We start from the raw sequence: 15,818 nt of genomic DNA, 5'->3' as shown, positions 1-15,818 counted from the left end.
GGTGATGGGAACAGCGCGAAGGTAGTGCGCCTCGGCCGCTCCGTCCATGGAGCCAGGCGGGCTTGCCGCTCAGCCCTGCCAGATCCGCTCCTCGCTCCAGCCGAGTGCCCCGAACTCGTCGGCTCTGAACGGCGCTTCGCCGAGGGCGAAGAACTCGTCCAGCTGGGGCGGCGAGACCGAGGTCGAACTCAGCATCGCATGGACCTGTCCGCGATGGTGGATGTCGTGCTGGAAGAGGTGCAGGAGAAGCCGGTCGGCGCGCTCGCGCTGGATGCCGGACGGGCGATGCACCTCGACGATCCGGTCCGGCCCGGCCTCGCCCATCGCCTCGCACCAGGCGACGAGCCGCCGGTCGACCTGCGCCTGCGCGGGGGCGAGATCCGCCATCGTCGGGCACGGGATGCGGTCGTCCCAGGCGGAATGGCCGAGGCTGCCGCCCTCCAGCGCGTCGACATAGAACCAGTCGATCACGAGGATGTGGTTCAACGTCGCCTGGATGGAGGGGAAGAAGCCCGACCGCCCTGCCTCGAACTCGCCCTGGCTCAGCCCCGCGCAGGCGGCGTGCAGGCGATGATTGGCCCAGCCGTTGTTGTAGGCGAGGGACCGAAGCGTTTGCAGGTTCGACGCCGGCATGTCGCTATAGCCAGCGCTTCCAGCGAAAGAAGAAATAGGGTGCGACCGCCGCGCCCACCATCAGGACGAGCGCCAGCGGATAGCCGAGCGTACTCTCGAGTTCCGGCATGTGCTTGAAGTTCATGCCGTAGATCGAGGCGATCAGGGTTGGCGGCATGAACACGACCGCCATGACCGAGAACAGCTTGATGATGTTGTTCTGTTCGAGATTGACGAGGCCGAGCGTCGCGTCGAGCAGGAATTGGATCTTGTTGGCCTGGAAAGTCGCGTGCTCCTCGAGCGACTGGAGATCGCGCAGCGTCGTGCGCATCTGGTCGCGCAGGTCCTTCGGCACCTTGGTCGCCCGGTAGCTGGCGGAGAGGAAGAGCAGCGTGCGCTCGATCGAGACGAGGCTTTCGCGCTGCTTCGAGATCAGGTCGCCCCAATGGCCGAGGGCCCGTAGCGTGTCCTGGTATTCGGCGTTGCGCGCGCCCGGGTCCTGCCCGGTCCGGAACACGCTGCGGGACAGCCCGTCGATTCGCTCGCCGGCGAGCTGCAGGATGTCGGCGGCCCGGTCCATGATCGTCTCGACGAGGCCGCCCAGGATCTCCTCGCCGGTGCGGCCACAGCCGAAAGGCCGGGCGGCCTTCTGCGAGAACATCGAGAAGGCGCGCGGATCCGCGTAGCGGACGGTGACGAGGGCATTGTCCTTCAGGATGAAGGTGATGCCGGCGAGTTCCGGCTCGTCCTCGTCCGCCTTGGTCAGGAGACGGGTCGTGAGATAGCGGGCGCCATGCTCGGCATAGAGGAGCTCCGAGGGCTCGATATCCTGCTGGTCCTCGCGCGTCGGGACCTCGATGCCGAGGAAGCGCTCCGTCTTGCGGTCTTCCTCGACGGTCGGCCGAACGAGGTCGATCCAGAGCGCGTCCGTCGGGATCGGCTCGTGGTCGGCCAGCACGCGCCGGCCGAGCAGGCCGGGGGTCACGGCATCCTGCGGCTGATGGATGATGATCATGTCAGCTGGCGAGGGCGAGCGGGGCGCCGGCCGCGAAATCGGCGCCGCCGAGGACCGTGGCCTCGAGCCCGCCGGCCGCGACCGCGACATTCTCGGCGAAGAAGCGGCAGAGCGCGATCCGGGCGAGATGCGCCGGATCGACGTCCCCGGCTTCCCGGGCGGCGGAGGCGGCGAGCGCGATTTCGGCGAGGAGCGTCCCGCCGCTCGCGAGACCGAAGAGGCGGAGATAGGGCGCCGCCCCCGCGAGGGCCGGGCCAGGGTCGTTGCCGGCGAGCGCCCGGAGCATGAAACTCGTTGCCTTGTCGAGGCTCTCGACGGCGTCCCGCAGCCGGGGCGCGGCCGCGCCGAAGGCGTCGAGAGCCCCGCGCGCGATGAGGCGGCGCACGATCCCCCGCATGGCGGCGATCTCGGCCCGCACCGCCGCGCCGCTTGCGAGCGGGAGCTTGCGGGTGACGAGGTCGATCGCCTGGATGCCGTTCGTGCCCTCGTAGATCGGCAGGATGCGGGCGTCGCGGAGATGCTGGGCCGCCCCGGTCACCTCGACGAAGCCCATCCCGCCATGGACCTGGATGCCGACCGAGGCGATCTCGACGCCGAGATCGGTCGAGTAGGCCTTGGCCACGGGCGTGAGCAGCGAGGCTCGGGCGAAAGCCCTGGCCCGCTCGTCCGCATCCCCGGCGAGGCGGGACCGGTCGAGACAGGCCGCGGTCAGGTAGCAGATCGCGCGCGCGGCCGCGGTCGAGGCCTTCATGGTGAGAAGCATGCGCTGCACGTCGGCATGGTCGCGGATCGGGCTCATTCCCTCGTGGCCGCTGCCCGGCGCGCGGCCCTGCCGGCGCTCCCCCGCATAGGCGAGCGCGGCCTGATAGGCGCGCTCGGAGACGGCGACGCCCTGGATGCCGACGAGCAGCCGGGCATTGTTCATCATCGTGAACATGCAGGCGAGGCCGCGATTCTCCTCGCCTACCAGCCAGCCGGTCGCCCCGCCCCCATCGCCATAGACCATGGTGCAGGTGGGCGAGCCGTGGATGCCGAGCTTGTGCTCGATCCCGGCGCAGCGGAGGTCGTTCCGGGATCCGTCCGGCAGGACCTTCGGCACGAGGAAGAGCGAGATGCCGCGCGTGCCGGCCGGAGCGTCCGGGAGCCGGGCGAGGACGAGATGGACGATGTTCTCCGTCAGGTCGTGCTCGCCATAGGTGATGTAGATCTTCGTGCCGGTGATCCGGTACGTGCCGTCTCCCGCGGGCTCTGCACGCGCCCGCAGGGCGGCAAGGTCCGAGCCGGCCTGGGGCTCGGTCAGGTTCATGGTCCCGGTCCAGTCGCCGGAGACGAGCTTGGTAAGGTAGCGCGCCTTCAATTCCTCCGAGCCGTGCCGGTCGAGCGCCTCGACGGCGCCCGCCGTGAGCAACGGGCCGAGGCCGAAGGCCATGGCGGCCGCATTCCACATCTCGGCGCAGGCGACGGCAATGAGCGTCGGCAGACCCTGCCCGCCATGCTCGACCGGACCAGGAAGCGCGTTCCAGCCGGCCTCGGTCCAGGCCCGGTAGGCCTCCCGGAAGCCGGGTGGCATCGTCACCCGACCGTCCTCCAGAGGAGTGCCCGCGGTGTCGCCGACCCGGTTCAGGGGCGCGATCACCTCGCCTGCGAAGCGGGCGGCCTCGTCCAGGATGCCGCCGACATCCTCCGCCGTGAGGTCACCGTAGAGACCGGACGCGGCGGCCTGGTCGAGCCCGGCGGCGTGGCGCATCGTGAACAGCATGTCGGCCGTGGGGGCACGGTAGTTCATGGCGTCTCCCGAGATTGACGTCGGGGCCGCCCTCACCTAGCGGCCATGCTGTCGCGGCGGGATCAATGTGACGTGAGAGGAAGCGCGTCAACGGAGGCCGGCCCGGATCGCCGTGCGACCGAGCGGCTCGGCACCGACGAGGCCGGGATCGCGCGCGCCGCTTCGCTGCTGGCGATCGGCGGCCTCGTCGCCTTCCCGACGGAGACCGTCTACGGGCTCGGCGCCGATGCCCGGAACGCGGCTGCGGTCGCCTCTCTCTACGCCGCCAAGGGCCGCCCGCGCTTCAACCCGCTGATCGCCCATGTCGGCACGCCGGCCGACGCCCGGACGGTCGGGCATTTCGACCGGACTGCCGTGGCTCTTGCCGAGGCCTTCTGGCCCGGCCCCCTGACACTGGTCGTCCCGCTCGCGGACGAGACGTCGGTCTGCGACCTCGCCCGGGCCGGCCTCCGCAGCGTCGGCATCCGGGTGCCGTCGCATCCGGTCGCTCGCGACATCCTGGCGCGCTGCGGCTTCCCCGTCGTTGCGCCCTCGGCCAACCTGTCCGGCCGGATCAGCCCGACCGCGTCCGACCACGTGCTGGCCGACCTCGACGGCCGGATCGACGCGGTCGTCGAGGGCGGCGCGACCGCGATCGGCGTCGAATCGACGATCGTCGCTTGCCTCGGCGGTGCCCCCATCCTGCTCCGCCCGGGCGGCGTTTCGCGTGAGGCGATCGAGCAGGCCCTTGGGCACCGAATCGGCTCGGAATTGAACAAGAGCGGAGCGCCAGTATCGCCGGGCCTCCTCGCCTCGCATTACGCGCCGCGCGCGGCGGTGCGGCTCGATGCCGTGTCCGTCCGGCCCGGCGAGGCCGTGCTGCTGTTCGGACCCAACAGTCCGGTCGGTGTCGACCGCTCCGCGACGGTGCTGAACCTGAGCCCGGCCGGAGACCTTACGGAAGCGGCCGCGAACCTGTTCGGCTTCCTGCGCCGGCTCGATTCGAGCGGAGCCGCCACGATCGCGGTCGCGGCCATCCCGCCGCTCGGCCTCGGCGAAGCGATCGTCGACCGGCTGCGACGGGCCGCAGCCGACCGCTGAGCAGCCTCGGCGCAGGTGACATCCTGCCCGCGACCCTCTCTGATCGCGGCGACCGAATCACGGGCACCATGCCACCCCTGCCGATCCTGAAACCGAAGCGCGAACGCCAGCTCATGCGGTGCGGCCACGGCACCGTCGCGGGCCTGGACGAGGTCGGGCGCGGCCCGCTCGCGGGCCCGGTGGTGGCGGCGGCCGTGGTGCTCGACCTGAAGCGGATCCCGAAGGGTCTCGGTGATTCGAAGGCGATCCTGCCCGAGCGGCGCGAGGAGTTGTTTCTCGAGATCCTCGCCACCTCCGCGGTCGGCATCGCCTCGATCCCGGCGCACGAGATCGACCGCCGCAACATCCGGCAGGCTTCACTCCACGCCATGTGCCGGGCGCTCGACGCCCTGCCCTGCCGGCCTGACGTGGCGCTGGTCGACGGCAACGATCCGCCGAACCTGCCCTGCCCGGTCCACACCGTGATCAAGGGTGACGCCTCGATCCCGTCGATCGCCGCCGCCTCGATCGTGGCGAAGGTCGTCCGCGACCGGATGATGCGGCGGCTCGCCGAGAGCTATCCGGTCTACGGCTTCACGACGAATGTCGGCTATTCGACCGCCACCCACCTGTCCGCGCTCTCGACCGGCGGCCCCTGCCCCTACCACCGGCGCAGCTTCGCCCCGGTCCGGATCGCCGACGCGGCCCTGCCCGAAGAACACGGCGCTTAACGGGAGCGAAACCTCTCCGGCGCGCCCGGCAGATTCTGCAGCCCCAAAACGGGACGCGACATCCCCGGGCCGTCACACCTCGTTTTTACCCTGCGCGAGCATGATCCCGGTCGTTCAGTTGCGTAACCGGTGTTGGCCATGGGTACCCCGCGTACCGCGGTCGCCGGCGCCATCGCCCGGAAACAGGTCTCGCGTACCGGGTCGATCGCGTCGGCGCCACGGATCCTCCGCGCCTCCCCGTCTCAGGACGGAAGTCGCCGTGACGAAATCATCCTCGGCGAATGCGTGGACGCGCTTCGACAGCTGCCGACGGGCAGCGTCGATCTCGTCTTCGCCGATCCGCCCTACAACCTGCAGCTCGAAGGGGCGCTGAGCCGCCCCGACCAGTCCGTGGTTGACGCCGTCGACGACGATTGGGACAAGTTCGCGAGCTTCGCGGCCTATGACAGCTTCACCCGGGCCTGGCTCGGGGAGGTCCGTCGCGTCATGAAGCCGAACGCGACCCTCTGGGTTATCGGCTCCTACCACAACATCTTCCGGGTCGGCGCCGCTCTCCAGGATCTCGGCTATTGGATCCTGAACGACATCGTGTGGCGCAAGGCCAACCCGATGCCGAATTTCCGCGGCCGCCGCTTCACCAACGCCCACGAGACCCTGATCTGGGCCTCGAAGGGACCGGAGGCCAAGGCCTATACCTTCCACTACGAGGCGATGAAGGCCGGCAACGACGACGTCCAGATGCGGTCGGACTGGCTCTTCCCGCTCTGCACCGGGGACGAGAGGCTGAAGGACGAGAGCGGCCGCAAGGCGCATCCGACCCAGAAGCCGGAGGCCCTCCTCTCCCGCATCCTGCTGGCCGCCTCGAATCCGGGCGACGTGGTGCTGGATCCCTTCTTCGGCACCGGCACGACGGGCGCCGTCGCCCGCAAGCTCGGCCGGCATTTCGTCGGGATCGAGCGCGAGCCAGCCTATGCCGAGGTGGCGCGACGCCGGATCGAGGCGGTCGAGCCGCTCGCGGCTGGGGCTGTCGCCGCCCTCCCGGCGAAACGGGCGGAGACCCGCATCCCCTTCCTCTCCGTACTGGAAGCCGGACACCTCACGGCTGGCGAGACGCTCTCCTGCGCGGCCGGCCGCCACCGGGCCATGGTGCGGGCCGACGGCACCCTCCTGGCCGGCCCCGCGATCGGCTCGATCCACAAGATCGGCGCTCTCGTCCAGGGACTGCCGGCCTGCAACGGCTGGACCTTCTGGCATGCCGACCGGGGTGGCTCGCGCCTCGTCATCGACAGCTTCCGGTCCCAGGTCAGGTCGGCTTTGTCCGCCTGACCCGAGCTTTCGGCGCGGCCGCAGTCGCGCCGTCGAGCGCATGCGCCAGCACCTTCTTCATGACGTTCGGCAGCGCCTCGTCGCCCAGGCTTTCGCGGGGCGTCCAGCGCAGGCCATCGGGGGCCGGGGTTCCGCGCGGCACCTTGGCGAAGAGGACGGCCAGTTCCAGAGGGAAGTGGGTAAAGACGTGGCGCACCTCGCCCGGCAGCCGGCGCCAGCGCGCCTCGAGCGGCGCGTCGAGCATCGCAGTCGCGGGATCGTAATCCGCGGCCCAAGCGCTCGTCGGGACCTCGGCCATCCCGCCGAGCAGTCCACGCGGCGGGCGGGTGCCGAGGAGCACGGCGCCGTCAGCGCGGAGCGCGACGAAGGCCGAGCCCCGCCGCAGCACGCCCTCGCGTTTCGGGATTTTGCGTGGGTAGAGTTCCTGCATTCCCGCCGCGCGGGCGAGACAGGGCTGCATCCAGGGGCAGATCGCGCAGGCAGGTCGGCGCGGCGTGCAGATCGTGGCCCCGAGATCCATCACGGCCTGGGCGAAATCGCCCGGCCTGTCTGGCGGGACGAGCGCCAGGGTGACCTGCCGAATCTCGGGCCGAGAGGCCGGGATCGGCGTCTCGATCCGCTCGAGCCGGGAGACGACGCGCTCCACATTGCCGTCCACCGCGGCCGCGTTCCGGCCGAAAGCGATGGCAGCGATGGCGGCAGACGTGTAGGCGCCGATGCCGGGCAGGCGGCGAAGACCATCCTCCGTGTCGGGGAACGCCCCGCCGCTCTCCGCCACCGCCTTGGCGCAGGCATGCAGGTTGCGGGCGCGGGAGTAATAGCCGAGGCCGGCCCAGGCGCTCATCACGGCCTCGCTCGGGGCTGCAGCGAGTGCCGTGATGGTCGGAAACACCTCCAGGAACCGGGCGAAATAGGGCCGGACCGCCGCGATCGTGGTCTGCTGGAGCATGATCTCGGACAGCCAGACCCGGTAGGGGTCGGCGGCCTCGCCGAGCTTCGCGCGCCAGGGCAGGTCGCGCCGGTGCCGGTCATACCAGCGCAGCAGGTCTTCGGCCTTTGCGCGGTCGGGTTCGGTGATCGCCGGCGGTCCCGCCGCCTTGCGCCGGGGCGGGGCCGAGGCGCTCAGGCGACCTCCGGCCCTGATCGGGGCTCCCGCCACATGAAGTAACAGGGAGGTCCGCCCGGAACGCGCTCTTCGCCCACGAGCTCGAACCCGACCGAGCGGTACAGCCCGAGATTGTCGGCCTTCTGGGTCTCGAGATAGGCCGGCAACCCCTCGAGGTCGCAAAGATCGAGTCGGCTCCGAAGGAGAGAGCGCGCGACCCCCCTGCCCCGGAATTCCGGGGCGACGCCCAGATAGGCGAGATACCAATGCGGCTTCGTCGGATGACGATGCTCGACGAGGCGGATGATGCGGAGCGCGCGCCCGACAGCCGTCCCGAACAGCGGCAGGAAGCGATGCAGGTTCAGGGCCACCGTTCCCCATCCGAGCTGCCACTCGCCGGGCCTGCGCCAGATCGCGGCGCCCTCCCGACCCGGGCTCGTTTCGCACAGGCCGTGTTCGCGGCCCGTCGACACCATCAGGTCGAAAAAACCCGGCACCCGGCGGCGGCGCTGCCCCGCGTCCGGCCAGAGATAGGTGAAGAGCGGCTCGTCCATGAAGGCGCGGGCGAGGAGCGCCGCGGGTCCGTCCGAGCCCGGGAGCGCGGGCGATTCCATGGCTTGGTCCTAACGGGAGCGGCGCCTGCCGTCACCGTCGACGAGAGGCGTCGCGGTCGCGGTTTGCCCAGCGGGGCAGGCCGGCTAGCATGGCCGGATGAAGCGCAAGGGACAGGGCCGCTCGCAGCCGCTCGCCGATCTCGTCGGGCCGGTCCTCGGGCCGGCCCTCGCCGCGCAGGGCTTTACGGGAGCCGACCTCGTCGCGTCCTGGGCCGAAATCGTGGGCGAGCGCATGGCCGAGGCCTCGCGACCGGTCCGCGTCGAGTGGCCGCGGCGTCGGCCGGGGGAGAGCGACGGCGCGCCGCACCCCGCGACGCTCGTCGTGCGGGTCGTCGGGGCTTTCGCGCTCGAATTGCAGCATCTGGCGCCGCTCGTCCTCGAGCGGATCAACGCCGTCTATGGCTGGCGCTGCGTGGGACGACTCGTCCTGAAACAGGGTCCGGTGGGCCGGTTGCAGCCACCGAAAGCCGAGAAGGCGCCGCTCCCCGAATCGGCCCGAATCCGGATCGCGGAAGCGGTCGCCGGGCTCGACGAGGCGGCGCTGCGACAGGCGATGGAGCGGCTCGGCCGCGCCATGGCGACCCGTCCGGACGAGCCGGATGAGGCCGACCTTGCCTTGCCACGATCCGGGTGAGGTCTTAGCTGACACCGGTCATCCCGGAGAACGACCATGATCACGCGGCGCGACACGATCGTCCTCGCGGCTGCCGCGACCGGCGCCACCCTCGCGGGCCTGTCACCGGCCCGGGCCCAGAACGTCTCGGCGACCGAGCTGATGAAGCCAGGCCCGCTCGGCGATGCCTGGGTCGGTTCCGAGACCGCCAAGGTCACGATCATCGAATACGCGTCGCTCACCTGCTCGCATTGTGCGACCTTCCACAACACGACCTGGCCCGAATTGAAGAAGCGCTGGGTCGATACCGGGCAGGTCCGCTTCGCTCTCCGCGAGTTTCCGCTCGATCCGATCGCGACCGCCGGCTTCATGCTCGCCCGCGCCGACAAGTCCGCCAAATACTACCCGGTCGTAGATCTTCTCTTCGAAACACAGAAAAGCTGGATCGCGGGCGCGAAGCCGCTCGACGGCATGCGCCAGACGCTCCGTCAGGCCGGATACTCACAGGAAAGGTTCGACGCGATCTTGCGCGACCAGGCCCTTTATGAGGCGGTCAACGCGGTCAAGAACCGTGCGGCCGAGACCTTCAAGGTCGAATCGACGCCGACCTTTTTCATCAACGGCCAGCGGAAGACCGGCGCCCAGTCGATTGACGAACTCGAGACGATCATCAAGCCGATCATCGGCGCCTGATCCTCGCCTGACCCCGGCGCGAGCGCGCCGGCCGGAGGGCCTGCGGCCATGAGGCTGACGAAGCTCCGCATCGTCGGCTTCAAAACCTTCGTCGAACCGACCGATGTCCCGATCGAGCCCGGCCTGACCGGCATCGTCGGACCCAACGGCTGCGGCAAGTCGAACCTCGTCGAGGCCCTGCGCTGGGTGATGGGCGAGAGCTCGCACAAGAACATGCGGGCCTCGGGCATGGACGAGGTCATCTTCGGCGGTTCCGCGACCCGCCCAAGCCGCAACACGGCCGACGTCACGCTCGCGATCGATAATTCCGACCGCTCGGCGCCAGCGGCCTTCAACGATGCGGATCTGCTCGAGGTGTCGCGTCGGATCGAGCGGGCGCAGGGGTCGAACTACCACGTGAACGGCCGCGAAGCCCGGGCGCGCGATGTCCAGCTCCTCTTTGCCGATGCCGCGACCGGCGCCCGCTCGCCAGCCATGGTCCGGCAGGGCCAGATCAGCGAACTCATCGCCGCGAAGCCGCAGGCGCGGCGCCGCATCCTCGAGGACGCCGCCGGCATTGCCGGGCTCCATGCCCGTCGGCACGAGGCCGAACTCCGGCTCCGGCAGGCGGAGGAGAACCTCGTCCGCGTCGAGGACGTGCTTCGGGAACTCGGTTCCCAAGCCGACAGCCTGCGGCGGCAGGGGCGGCAAGCCTCGCGCTACCGCGGCCTCTCGGCCGAAATCCGGACGCTAGAAGCCAGGCTCGCCGCCGCGGCCTGGCTCCAGGCGGAACGGGAACGCGTTGCCGCAGAAGAGGCGGCGCGGGCGGATATGCGCGTGGTGGCCGACCGAACCCTTGCACAGGTGGAGGCCGCCAAGGCCCAGGCCGTCGCCGCGCACGAACTCGGTCCCCTCCGGGAGGCCGAAGCTGCGACCGCGGCTGCCCTGCGCCGGCTGGCGCAGGCCCGGACCGACCTCGAAGGGGAGGAGCGCCGCGCGGCCGACCGGCTCGCGGAACTCGGCCGCCGGATCGCCGAACTCGAACGAGACACGGGGCGGCAGGCTCAGCTGAGCCGCGACGCCAAGGACACGATCGCGCGCCTCCTCGCGGAATGGGACGGCCTGGAGGGCGGCGAAGAGGCGGGACTGGCCCGGAGAGCCGAGCTGGAGACGGCCCTCGCCGGAGCCGACGCGGCGCTCTCGTCCTCGGAGGCCGAGCTTGCCGCCGCGCAGCGCGACGTCGCGGACCTGACCGCCCGGCGCGCCTCCTTGCGGCGGGAGCGCGACGGCGAGGCCGAGCGCGCCGCACGTGCCGCCAAGGAGGTGGCCCGCGTCCGGGCCGAGCGGGTCGCGATCGAGGCGAGCCTCGCCGGAACCGGATCAGCCCCTCTGCGCACGGCGCTTGCCGCCGCGACCGAGGCAGTCCGCGACGCCGAGGCGCAGGCCGCCGCGGCCCGGCAGGCCCTGGGCGGCGCCCGCGAGGCCGAGAGGCGCGAGCGGGGCGTCGTGGCGGATGCCGAGAAGGCAGCCCAACGGCCGGAGACCGAGCTTGCGACGCTGCGACGGTTATTCTCGTCCGAGAGCGGCAAACGACCTGCCACGATTCTCGAAACCCTCAGCGTGGAGCCCGGCTACGAGCGCGCCCTTGCGGCTGCACTCGGCGAGGATCTCGAGGCGTCGACCGATCCGGCCGCGTCGCTGCGCTGGCAGGATACGGGGAGCGGCGAGGGCGATCCTCCGCTTCCTGCCGGCACGACGCCGCTCTCTGCCGTCGTTGATGGACCGCCGGCTCTGCGCCGGCGTCTGCGGCAGATCAGCCTCGTTACGCGCGCCGACGCGCCGCGCCTCGCGAATCAGCTCTCCGTCGGGCAGCGGCTCGTCTCGGTTGAGGGAGACCTCTGGCGCTGGGACGGGCTCGCCGCGACGGCCGATTCGCCCTCGCCCGCAGCCCGCCGGCTGGCCGAGAAGAACCGGATCGCCGGCCTCGCCCGCGAGGCGGATTCGGCCCGGGCCGTGGCCGAGGAGCGCCGAACCGTCGCAATCGCGGCGGAGACCCGCTCGCGCGACGCCGCCCGGGCAGAGAGCGCTGCGGTCGAAGCCGCGACCCGCAGCCGCCGGACGCTCGACGTCGCCCGGGACGAGCTCGCCCGGGCCGAGCGCCGCGAAGCGGAGGCGCGGGCCAGGCTTTCGGCCCTGGTCGAGGCGGCATTCCGCGTCGAGGCGGGCGAGAGCGAGGCCCTCTCCCGCGCCGCCGAAGCTGAGCGCCTCCTGGCCGAGCTGCCGGACGGCGCGGCGGGCGAGCGCCGTCACGCCGAAGCGCGCGCCAGAGCGGCGGAGGATCGGGCGCGAGCTGCGGAGACCCGCTCGTTGCTGGCCGCCCTTCTTCGCGAATCGGAAATCGCGGTGCAGCGCCGGACCGCGCTCGCCGCCGACCTCCGCCTCTGGCAGGAGCGTACCGCCCGGAGCGAGGCGGCTTCGGCCGAACTCCGCCAGCGTCTCGCCGAGGCCACGTCCGAACGGACCGAACTCGAGAGCGCGCCCGACGCCTTCATCCAGCGCCGCCGCGGCCTCGCCTCCGAGATTTCGGCTGCTGACAGCCACCGGACCGAAGCCGCCGACCGGCTGCGGGGAGCGGAGCGCGCCGTCGTGGAGACCGACCGGGCCGCCCGGGCCGCTCTCGAGGATCTCGCTCGGTCCCGGGAAACCCGCGCGGCCTCTGAGGCGCGCAGCGAGGCCCTGTCCCGCCGCGTCGCGGACCTCGCGCGCTCGATCACGGACACCTTCGACACGAGCCCGGCCGACCTCGTCGCGCAGTCGGGCCTGAAGCGCGATCAGCCCTTCGATCCCGTGACCGTCGAGACCCGACTCGCCGGCCTGAAGGGCGACCGGGAGCGGCTCGGCGGGGTCAATCTTCGGGCCGAGGAGGAGCTCGCCGAGGCTGAAGGGAAGCGGGACCGGCTCGCCGCCGAGCGGGACGACCTGGTCGAGGCGATCAAGCGTCTGCGGCAGGCCGTCTCGGCCCTGAACCGGGAGGGCCGCGAACGTCTCCGCGCCGCCTTCGGCATCGTAGACGGCCATTTCCGCCGGCTGTTCTCGACCCTGTTCGGCGGCGGCGAGGCCGAGCTGGCGCTGGTCGATTCGGACGACCCGCTCGAAGCGGGTCTCGAGATCATGGCAAGACCGCCGGGAAAGCGGCCGCAATCCCTGAGCCTCCTCTCGGGGGGCGAACAGGCACTCACCGCGACCGCGCTCATCTTCGCCGTGTTCCTGACGAATCCCTCCCCGATCTGCGTCCTGGACGAGGTCGACGCCCCTCTGGACGACGCCAATGTCGAGCGCTTCTGCGATCTCCTGCGGGCGATGATCGCCGACACCGATACGCGCTTCCTGGTCATCACCCACAACCCCATCACCATGGCCCGGATGGACCGGCTTTTCGGGGTCACGATGGCGGAGCGCGGGATATCCCAGCTCGTGTCCGTCGACCTTCAAGCGGCCGAGCGCCTGCGTGAGGCGGGCTAGCCAGAATCTCGGGCCAGGATCGCGGAAAAGCACGTATCTCGTGCGATGTCAGTGACTTACGGGTTCCGCCTCATTCTTGACACCTCAGGACCCGGAAACTATGGTGCCGCCGGCTTCGGGGGGTGTCCGGACCATCCTGCTCGTCGGCATTCGGGTTTCGCCATGAACGGCAAAGACTCGCGCGACGGTCGAGGGGAGAGGTCGGAGGCGGCCCCCGGAGGCGATCTGTCCGGGAGACTTCAGCGTCTCGGGGCCGAACTGGAAGCGAGGCGCCCTGCCCCGCCACCAGGATCGGCCGCACGCGCGTCGTCGTCCGATCCCTCGGGTCTCGCTCGCGCGCTTCGTGCATCGAGCGAGTTCATCGCCGGCGTTCTTGTCGGCGGCGGGCTCGGTTGGGCCTTCGACAAGGGCCTCGGAACCTCGCCCTGGGGTTTGATCGTCTTTCTGTTGCTCGGCTTCGTGGCCGGCGTCTTCAACGTCATTCGGTCTGCCGGAACGTCGGCGGTACTGGGACGAGAAGGTGGTGCACGGAAGCCGGATCCATAGGTCGAACGGCGTCGAGAGGTTCGACGCTGGCGAGAACGCGAAGGCACTGACGCTGAGATGGCCGATCCGACGACGAAGATCGACCCGATCCATCAGTTCGAGCTTCTGCCCATCATCCCGCAGATCGGGCTGACGCAATCCAGCCTCTACATGCTGGCTGCCGCGGGCCTGATCTCGCTGGCCGTCTATTCGGCCAGCCGCACGGCCGCGCTGGTTCCGGGACGGTTGCAGTCGCTCGTGGAGCTCAGCTACGAGTTCGTCGCGACGACGGTCAGGCAATCCGCCGGCGAAGAGGGCATGCGCTTCTTCCCGCTCGTCTTCTCGCTCTTCACCTTCGTGCTCGTGCTGAACCTTTTCGGGATGATCCCGTACGGCTTCACGGTCACGAGCCACATCATCGTCACCTTCGCGCTCGCCATGGTGGTGGTGACGACCGTCATCGCCTACGGCTTCGCAAAGCACGGCACGCACTTCCTCCAGCTCTTCGTTCCGTCCGGCATCCCGGGCTACATCCTGCCGCTCGTCGCCGTGATCGAGGTCATCTCCTTCCTCTCGCGGCCGATCAGCCTGTCGGTCCGCCTCTTCGCCAATATGCTGGCCGGGCACATCGCTCTGAAGATCTTCGCCGCCTTCGTGGCGTCGCTGCTGAGCTACAGCGCCTGGACCGTCCTGCTGGCACCGCTGCCCCTGGCCCTCGCTGTCGCCTTCACGGCGCTCGAGTTCCTCGTGGCGTTCCTGCAGGCATACGTGTTCGCGCTTCTGTCCTGCATGTATCTGAACGACGCGCTTCACCCCGGCCACTGAGCCGACTTCCTCCCCTCTGATCTTCGTTTAGGAGCCTTTCACAATGGATCCCGTTGCTGCCAAGTACATCGGCGCCGGCCTGGCCACCCTCGGCATGGGCGCAGCAGCCATCGGCGTGGCGAACATCTTCTCGAGCTATCTCGCCGGTGCCCTGCGCAACCCGTCGGCCGCAGACGGACAGTTCGCGCGCCTGATCTTCGGCTTCGCCGTGACTGAGGCGCTCGGGATCTTCTCGCTGCTCGTCGCGCTGCTGCTGCTGTTCGCGGTCTGATCGAGAGGTCACGGGACACGCCGATGGCACAGGCGCAGGCGCCCGCCGGGACCCCTCGCACGGGGTCGCAGGTGGCCGAACAGGCTCCCCACCAGCCGGGATTCCCGCCCTTCCAGGCCGAAACCTTCGCGGGCCAGCTCATCTGGTTCGCGATCGCCTTCGGCCTGCTCTATTACGTCATGTCGAAGCTCACGCTCCCGAAGATCGGCGCCATCCTCAAGGATCGCCAGGAGCGCATCCGGCGCGACCTCGACGAGGCGCAAGGTCTTCGCGACCAGTCGCATGTCGCCGAGGCGGCCTACGAGCAGTCGCTCGCGGAGGCCCGGGCCAGTTCCAAGGCCATCGCCCAGGAGACTCGGAACCGGCTGACGGCCGAGACCGAGACCAGGCGCAAGGCGCTGGAAGCCGACCTCGCCGAGAAGCTCGCCGCGGCCGAGGCCACGATCCGGTCGGGGACGGAAGCTGCGATGTCGAATGTCCGATCGATCGCCTCGGAGGCGGCCTCCGCCATCGTGGAACGGCTGACCGGCCGGGCTCCCGACCCGAACGCGGTCGAATCCGCGCTCGAGCGCACCCTTCGGAACTAGGCGCCCGTCATGTTTTTCACGGCCGAATTCTGGGTCCTCGTCGCCTTCGTGATCCTGATGGGGGTCATCTGGTATGTCGGCGGATTCCGGCAGATCACCGACGCGATCGACGGCCGCGGCCGCCTTGTCCAAGCGGAACTCGACGAGGCGAAGCGCCTCCGTGAGGAGGCTGCCGCCGTCCTTGCCGACTATACCCGCCGTCGCGACGAAGCCGAGCGCGAGGCCGAGGAGATGGTCGCCGCCGCCCGCGTCGAGGCCGAGGGCGTGGCCCGCGAGGCCCACGAGCGGATGGCTGAATTCGTCACCCGTCGCACCGCCGCGGCCGAGGCGAAGATCGCCCAGGCCGAGGTGCAGGCGACGCAGCAGGTCCGTGCGGCCGCTGCCGAGGCCGCCGTCAAGGTTTCCGAAGCCGTGCTCCGCGAGCAGGTTCGCGGCCAAGGCGGGGAGGACCTCCTCGTCCGCTCGCTCGGCGAGATTCGCAGCAAGCTGCATTCGTAGGGAGCACCCCAGGGCGTCATGCTGAGGAGCGAGGCGAAGCCTTGCGTCTCGAAGCAC

Annotated in this window: 16 protein-coding genes; 11 read left to right on the top strand and 5 right to left on the bottom strand. The window is 70.4% G+C overall.

All coding sequences use genetic code 11. The features are described 5' to 3' along the window. Nucleotides 1–69 precede the first annotated feature (69 nt). Genes ACFE87_RS06480 through ACFE87_RS06470 form a run of 3 tightly spaced genes read right to left on the bottom strand, consistent with a single transcriptional unit; the run spans nucleotide 70 to nucleotide 3,413 of the window. A complete protein-coding gene (locus ACFE87_RS06480; RefSeq protein WP_375458804.1) occupies nucleotides 70–633 on the bottom strand; it encodes a DinB family protein in 564 nt (187 codons plus the stop codon). 4 nt (nucleotides 634–637) lie between these two features. Further along, entirely contained in the window at nucleotides 638–1,627 is a 990-nt protein-coding gene (locus ACFE87_RS06475) for a magnesium transporter CorA family protein (protein ID WP_375458803.1), read from the bottom strand. Nucleotide 1,628: 1 nt separating this feature from the next. After that, complete coding sequence (locus ACFE87_RS06470; protein WP_375458802.1) at nucleotides 1,629–3,413, bottom strand: acyl-CoA dehydrogenase; 1,785 nt, start codon at nucleotides 3,411–3,413, stop codon at nucleotides 1,629–1,631. A gap of 45 nt (nucleotides 3,414–3,458) precedes the next feature. Here ACFE87_RS06470 and ACFE87_RS06465 point away from each other — a divergent pair, with 45 nt between their 5' ends. The 3 genes from ACFE87_RS06465 to ACFE87_RS06455 all read left to right on the top strand — a co-directional run bounded on the left by ACFE87_RS06465 (nucleotide 3,459) and on the right by ACFE87_RS06455 (nucleotide 6,529). Beyond that, complete coding sequence (locus ACFE87_RS06465; RefSeq protein WP_375458801.1) at nucleotides 3,459–4,493, top strand: L-threonylcarbamoyladenylate synthase; 1,035 nt, start codon at nucleotides 3,459–3,461, stop codon at nucleotides 4,491–4,493. Between the two features lie 68 nt (nucleotides 4,494–4,561). Next, a complete protein-coding gene (locus ACFE87_RS06460; RefSeq protein ID WP_375458800.1) occupies nucleotides 4,562–5,203 on the top strand; it encodes a ribonuclease HII in 642 nt (213 codons plus the stop codon). 138 nt (nucleotides 5,204–5,341) lie between these two features. Further along, complete coding sequence (locus ACFE87_RS06455) at nucleotides 5,342–6,529, top strand: site-specific DNA-methyltransferase (protein ID WP_375458799.1); 1,188 nt, start codon at nucleotides 5,342–5,344, stop codon at nucleotides 6,527–6,529. Here the strand turns inward: ACFE87_RS06455 and mutY are convergent. Both mutY and ACFE87_RS06445 read right to left on the bottom strand, forming a co-directional pair. Beyond that, nucleotides 6,507–7,607, bottom strand: a complete 1,101-nt coding sequence (mutY, locus tag ACFE87_RS06450; RefSeq protein WP_375458822.1) for an A/G-specific adenine glycosylase — start codon at nucleotides 7,605–7,607, stop codon at nucleotides 6,507–6,509. The two genes, ACFE87_RS06455 and mutY, sit on opposite strands and share 23 nt — an antisense overlap. Before the next feature lie 44 nt (nucleotides 7,608–7,651). Next, on the bottom strand, nucleotides 7,652–8,248 hold the full coding sequence (locus ACFE87_RS06445; RefSeq protein ID WP_375458798.1) for a GNAT family N-acetyltransferase: 597 nt from the start codon (nucleotides 8,246–8,248) through the stop codon (nucleotides 7,652–7,654). Nucleotides 8,249–8,345: 97 nt separating this feature from the next. Here ACFE87_RS06445 and ACFE87_RS06440 point away from each other — a divergent pair, with 97 nt between their 5' ends. The 8 genes from ACFE87_RS06440 to ACFE87_RS06405 are packed head-to-tail and all read left to right on the top strand — an operon-like array spanning nucleotide 8,346 to nucleotide 15,761. Continuing rightward, nucleotides 8,346–8,882, top strand: coding sequence for a DUF721 domain-containing protein (locus ACFE87_RS06440; protein ID WP_375458797.1), 537 nt, complete (start codon nucleotides 8,346–8,348; stop codon nucleotides 8,880–8,882). Nucleotides 8,883–8,918: 36 nt separating this feature from the next. Then, nucleotides 8,919–9,554: a DsbA family protein gene (locus ACFE87_RS06435; RefSeq protein WP_375458796.1), complete on the top strand. Its 636-nt coding sequence runs from the start codon at nucleotides 8,919–8,921 to the stop codon at nucleotides 9,552–9,554. A 48-nt stretch (nucleotides 9,555–9,602) separates the two neighbouring features. Then, complete coding sequence (locus ACFE87_RS06430; protein ID WP_375458795.1) at nucleotides 9,603–13,055, top strand: chromosome segregation SMC family protein; 3,453 nt, start codon at nucleotides 9,603–9,605, stop codon at nucleotides 13,053–13,055. A 45-nt stretch (nucleotides 13,056–13,100) separates the two neighbouring features. Beyond that, nucleotides 13,101–13,601 carry an AtpZ/AtpI family protein gene (locus ACFE87_RS06425; protein ID WP_375458794.1) on the top strand — a complete coding sequence of 167 codons (501 nt, stop codon included), beginning with the start codon at nucleotides 13,101–13,103 and terminating at the stop codon, nucleotides 13,599–13,601. Nucleotides 13,602–13,658: 57 nt separating this feature from the next. Further along, a complete protein-coding gene (locus tag ACFE87_RS06420) occupies nucleotides 13,659–14,405 on the top strand; it encodes a F0F1 ATP synthase subunit A (protein WP_375458793.1) in 747 nt (248 codons plus the stop codon). A 43-nt stretch (nucleotides 14,406–14,448) separates the two neighbouring features. Further along, a complete protein-coding gene (locus ACFE87_RS06415) occupies nucleotides 14,449–14,676 on the top strand; it encodes a F0F1 ATP synthase subunit C (RefSeq protein WP_375458792.1) in 228 nt (75 codons plus the stop codon). 23 nt (nucleotides 14,677–14,699) lie between these two features. After that, on the top strand, nucleotides 14,700–15,263 hold the full coding sequence (locus tag ACFE87_RS06410) for a F0F1 ATP synthase subunit B' (RefSeq protein ID WP_375458791.1): 564 nt from the start codon (nucleotides 14,700–14,702) through the stop codon (nucleotides 15,261–15,263). Between the two features lie 9 nt (nucleotides 15,264–15,272). After that, entirely contained in the window at nucleotides 15,273–15,761 is a 489-nt protein-coding gene (locus tag ACFE87_RS06405; protein WP_375458790.1) for an ATP F0F1 synthase subunit B, read from the top strand. Nucleotides 15,762–15,818: the final 57 nt, after the last annotated feature.

Origin of the sequence: uncultured Enterovirga sp., from assembly GCF_964242715.1 — a bacterium.
Lineage (GTDB): Bacteria > Pseudomonadota > Alphaproteobacteria > Rhizobiales > Beijerinckiaceae > Enterovirga.
This window is presented reverse-complemented; position numbering and strand designations above follow the sequence as displayed.

Bases quoted from the DNA above. Each gene is read 5' to 3' on its own strand.
- ACFE87_RS06480 (WP_375458804.1), bottom strand. From the start codon at position 633: ATGCCGGCGTCGAACCTGCAAACGCTTCGGTCCCTCGCCTACAACAAC.
- ACFE87_RS06475 (WP_375458803.1), bottom strand. From the start codon at position 1,627: ATGATCATCATCCATCAGCCGCAGGATGCCGTGACCCCCGGCCTGCTC.
- ACFE87_RS06470 (WP_375458802.1), bottom strand. From the start codon at position 3,413: ATGAACTACCGTGCCCCCACGGCCGACATGCTGTTCACGATGCGCCAC.
- ACFE87_RS06465 (WP_375458801.1), top strand. From the start codon at position 3,459: ATGCTGTCGCGGCGGGATCAATGTGACGTGAGAGGAAGCGCGTCAACG.
- ACFE87_RS06460 (WP_375458800.1), top strand. From the start codon at position 4,562: ATGCCACCCCTGCCGATCCTGAAACCGAAGCGCGAACGCCAGCTCATG.
- ACFE87_RS06455 (WP_375458799.1), top strand. From the start codon at position 5,342: ATGGGTACCCCGCGTACCGCGGTCGCCGGCGCCATCGCCCGGAAACAG.
- ACFE87_RS06445 (WP_375458798.1), bottom strand. From the start codon at position 8,248: ATGGAATCGCCCGCGCTCCCGGGCTCGGACGGACCCGCGGCGCTCCTC.
- ACFE87_RS06440 (WP_375458797.1), top strand. From the start codon at position 8,346: ATGAAGCGCAAGGGACAGGGCCGCTCGCAGCCGCTCGCCGATCTCGTC.
- ACFE87_RS06435 (WP_375458796.1), top strand. From the start codon at position 8,919: ATGATCACGCGGCGCGACACGATCGTCCTCGCGGCTGCCGCGACCGGC.
- ACFE87_RS06430 (WP_375458795.1), top strand. From the start codon at position 9,603: ATGAGGCTGACGAAGCTCCGCATCGTCGGCTTCAAAACCTTCGTCGAA.
- ACFE87_RS06425 (WP_375458794.1), top strand. From the start codon at position 13,101: ATGTCAGTGACTTACGGGTTCCGCCTCATTCTTGACACCTCAGGACCC.
- ACFE87_RS06420 (WP_375458793.1), top strand. From the start codon at position 13,659: ATGGCCGATCCGACGACGAAGATCGACCCGATCCATCAGTTCGAGCTT.
- ACFE87_RS06415 (WP_375458792.1), top strand. From the start codon at position 14,449: ATGGATCCCGTTGCTGCCAAGTACATCGGCGCCGGCCTGGCCACCCTC.
- ACFE87_RS06410 (WP_375458791.1), top strand. From the start codon at position 14,700: ATGGCACAGGCGCAGGCGCCCGCCGGGACCCCTCGCACGGGGTCGCAG.
- ACFE87_RS06405 (WP_375458790.1), top strand. From the start codon at position 15,273: ATGTTTTTCACGGCCGAATTCTGGGTCCTCGTCGCCTTCGTGATCCTG.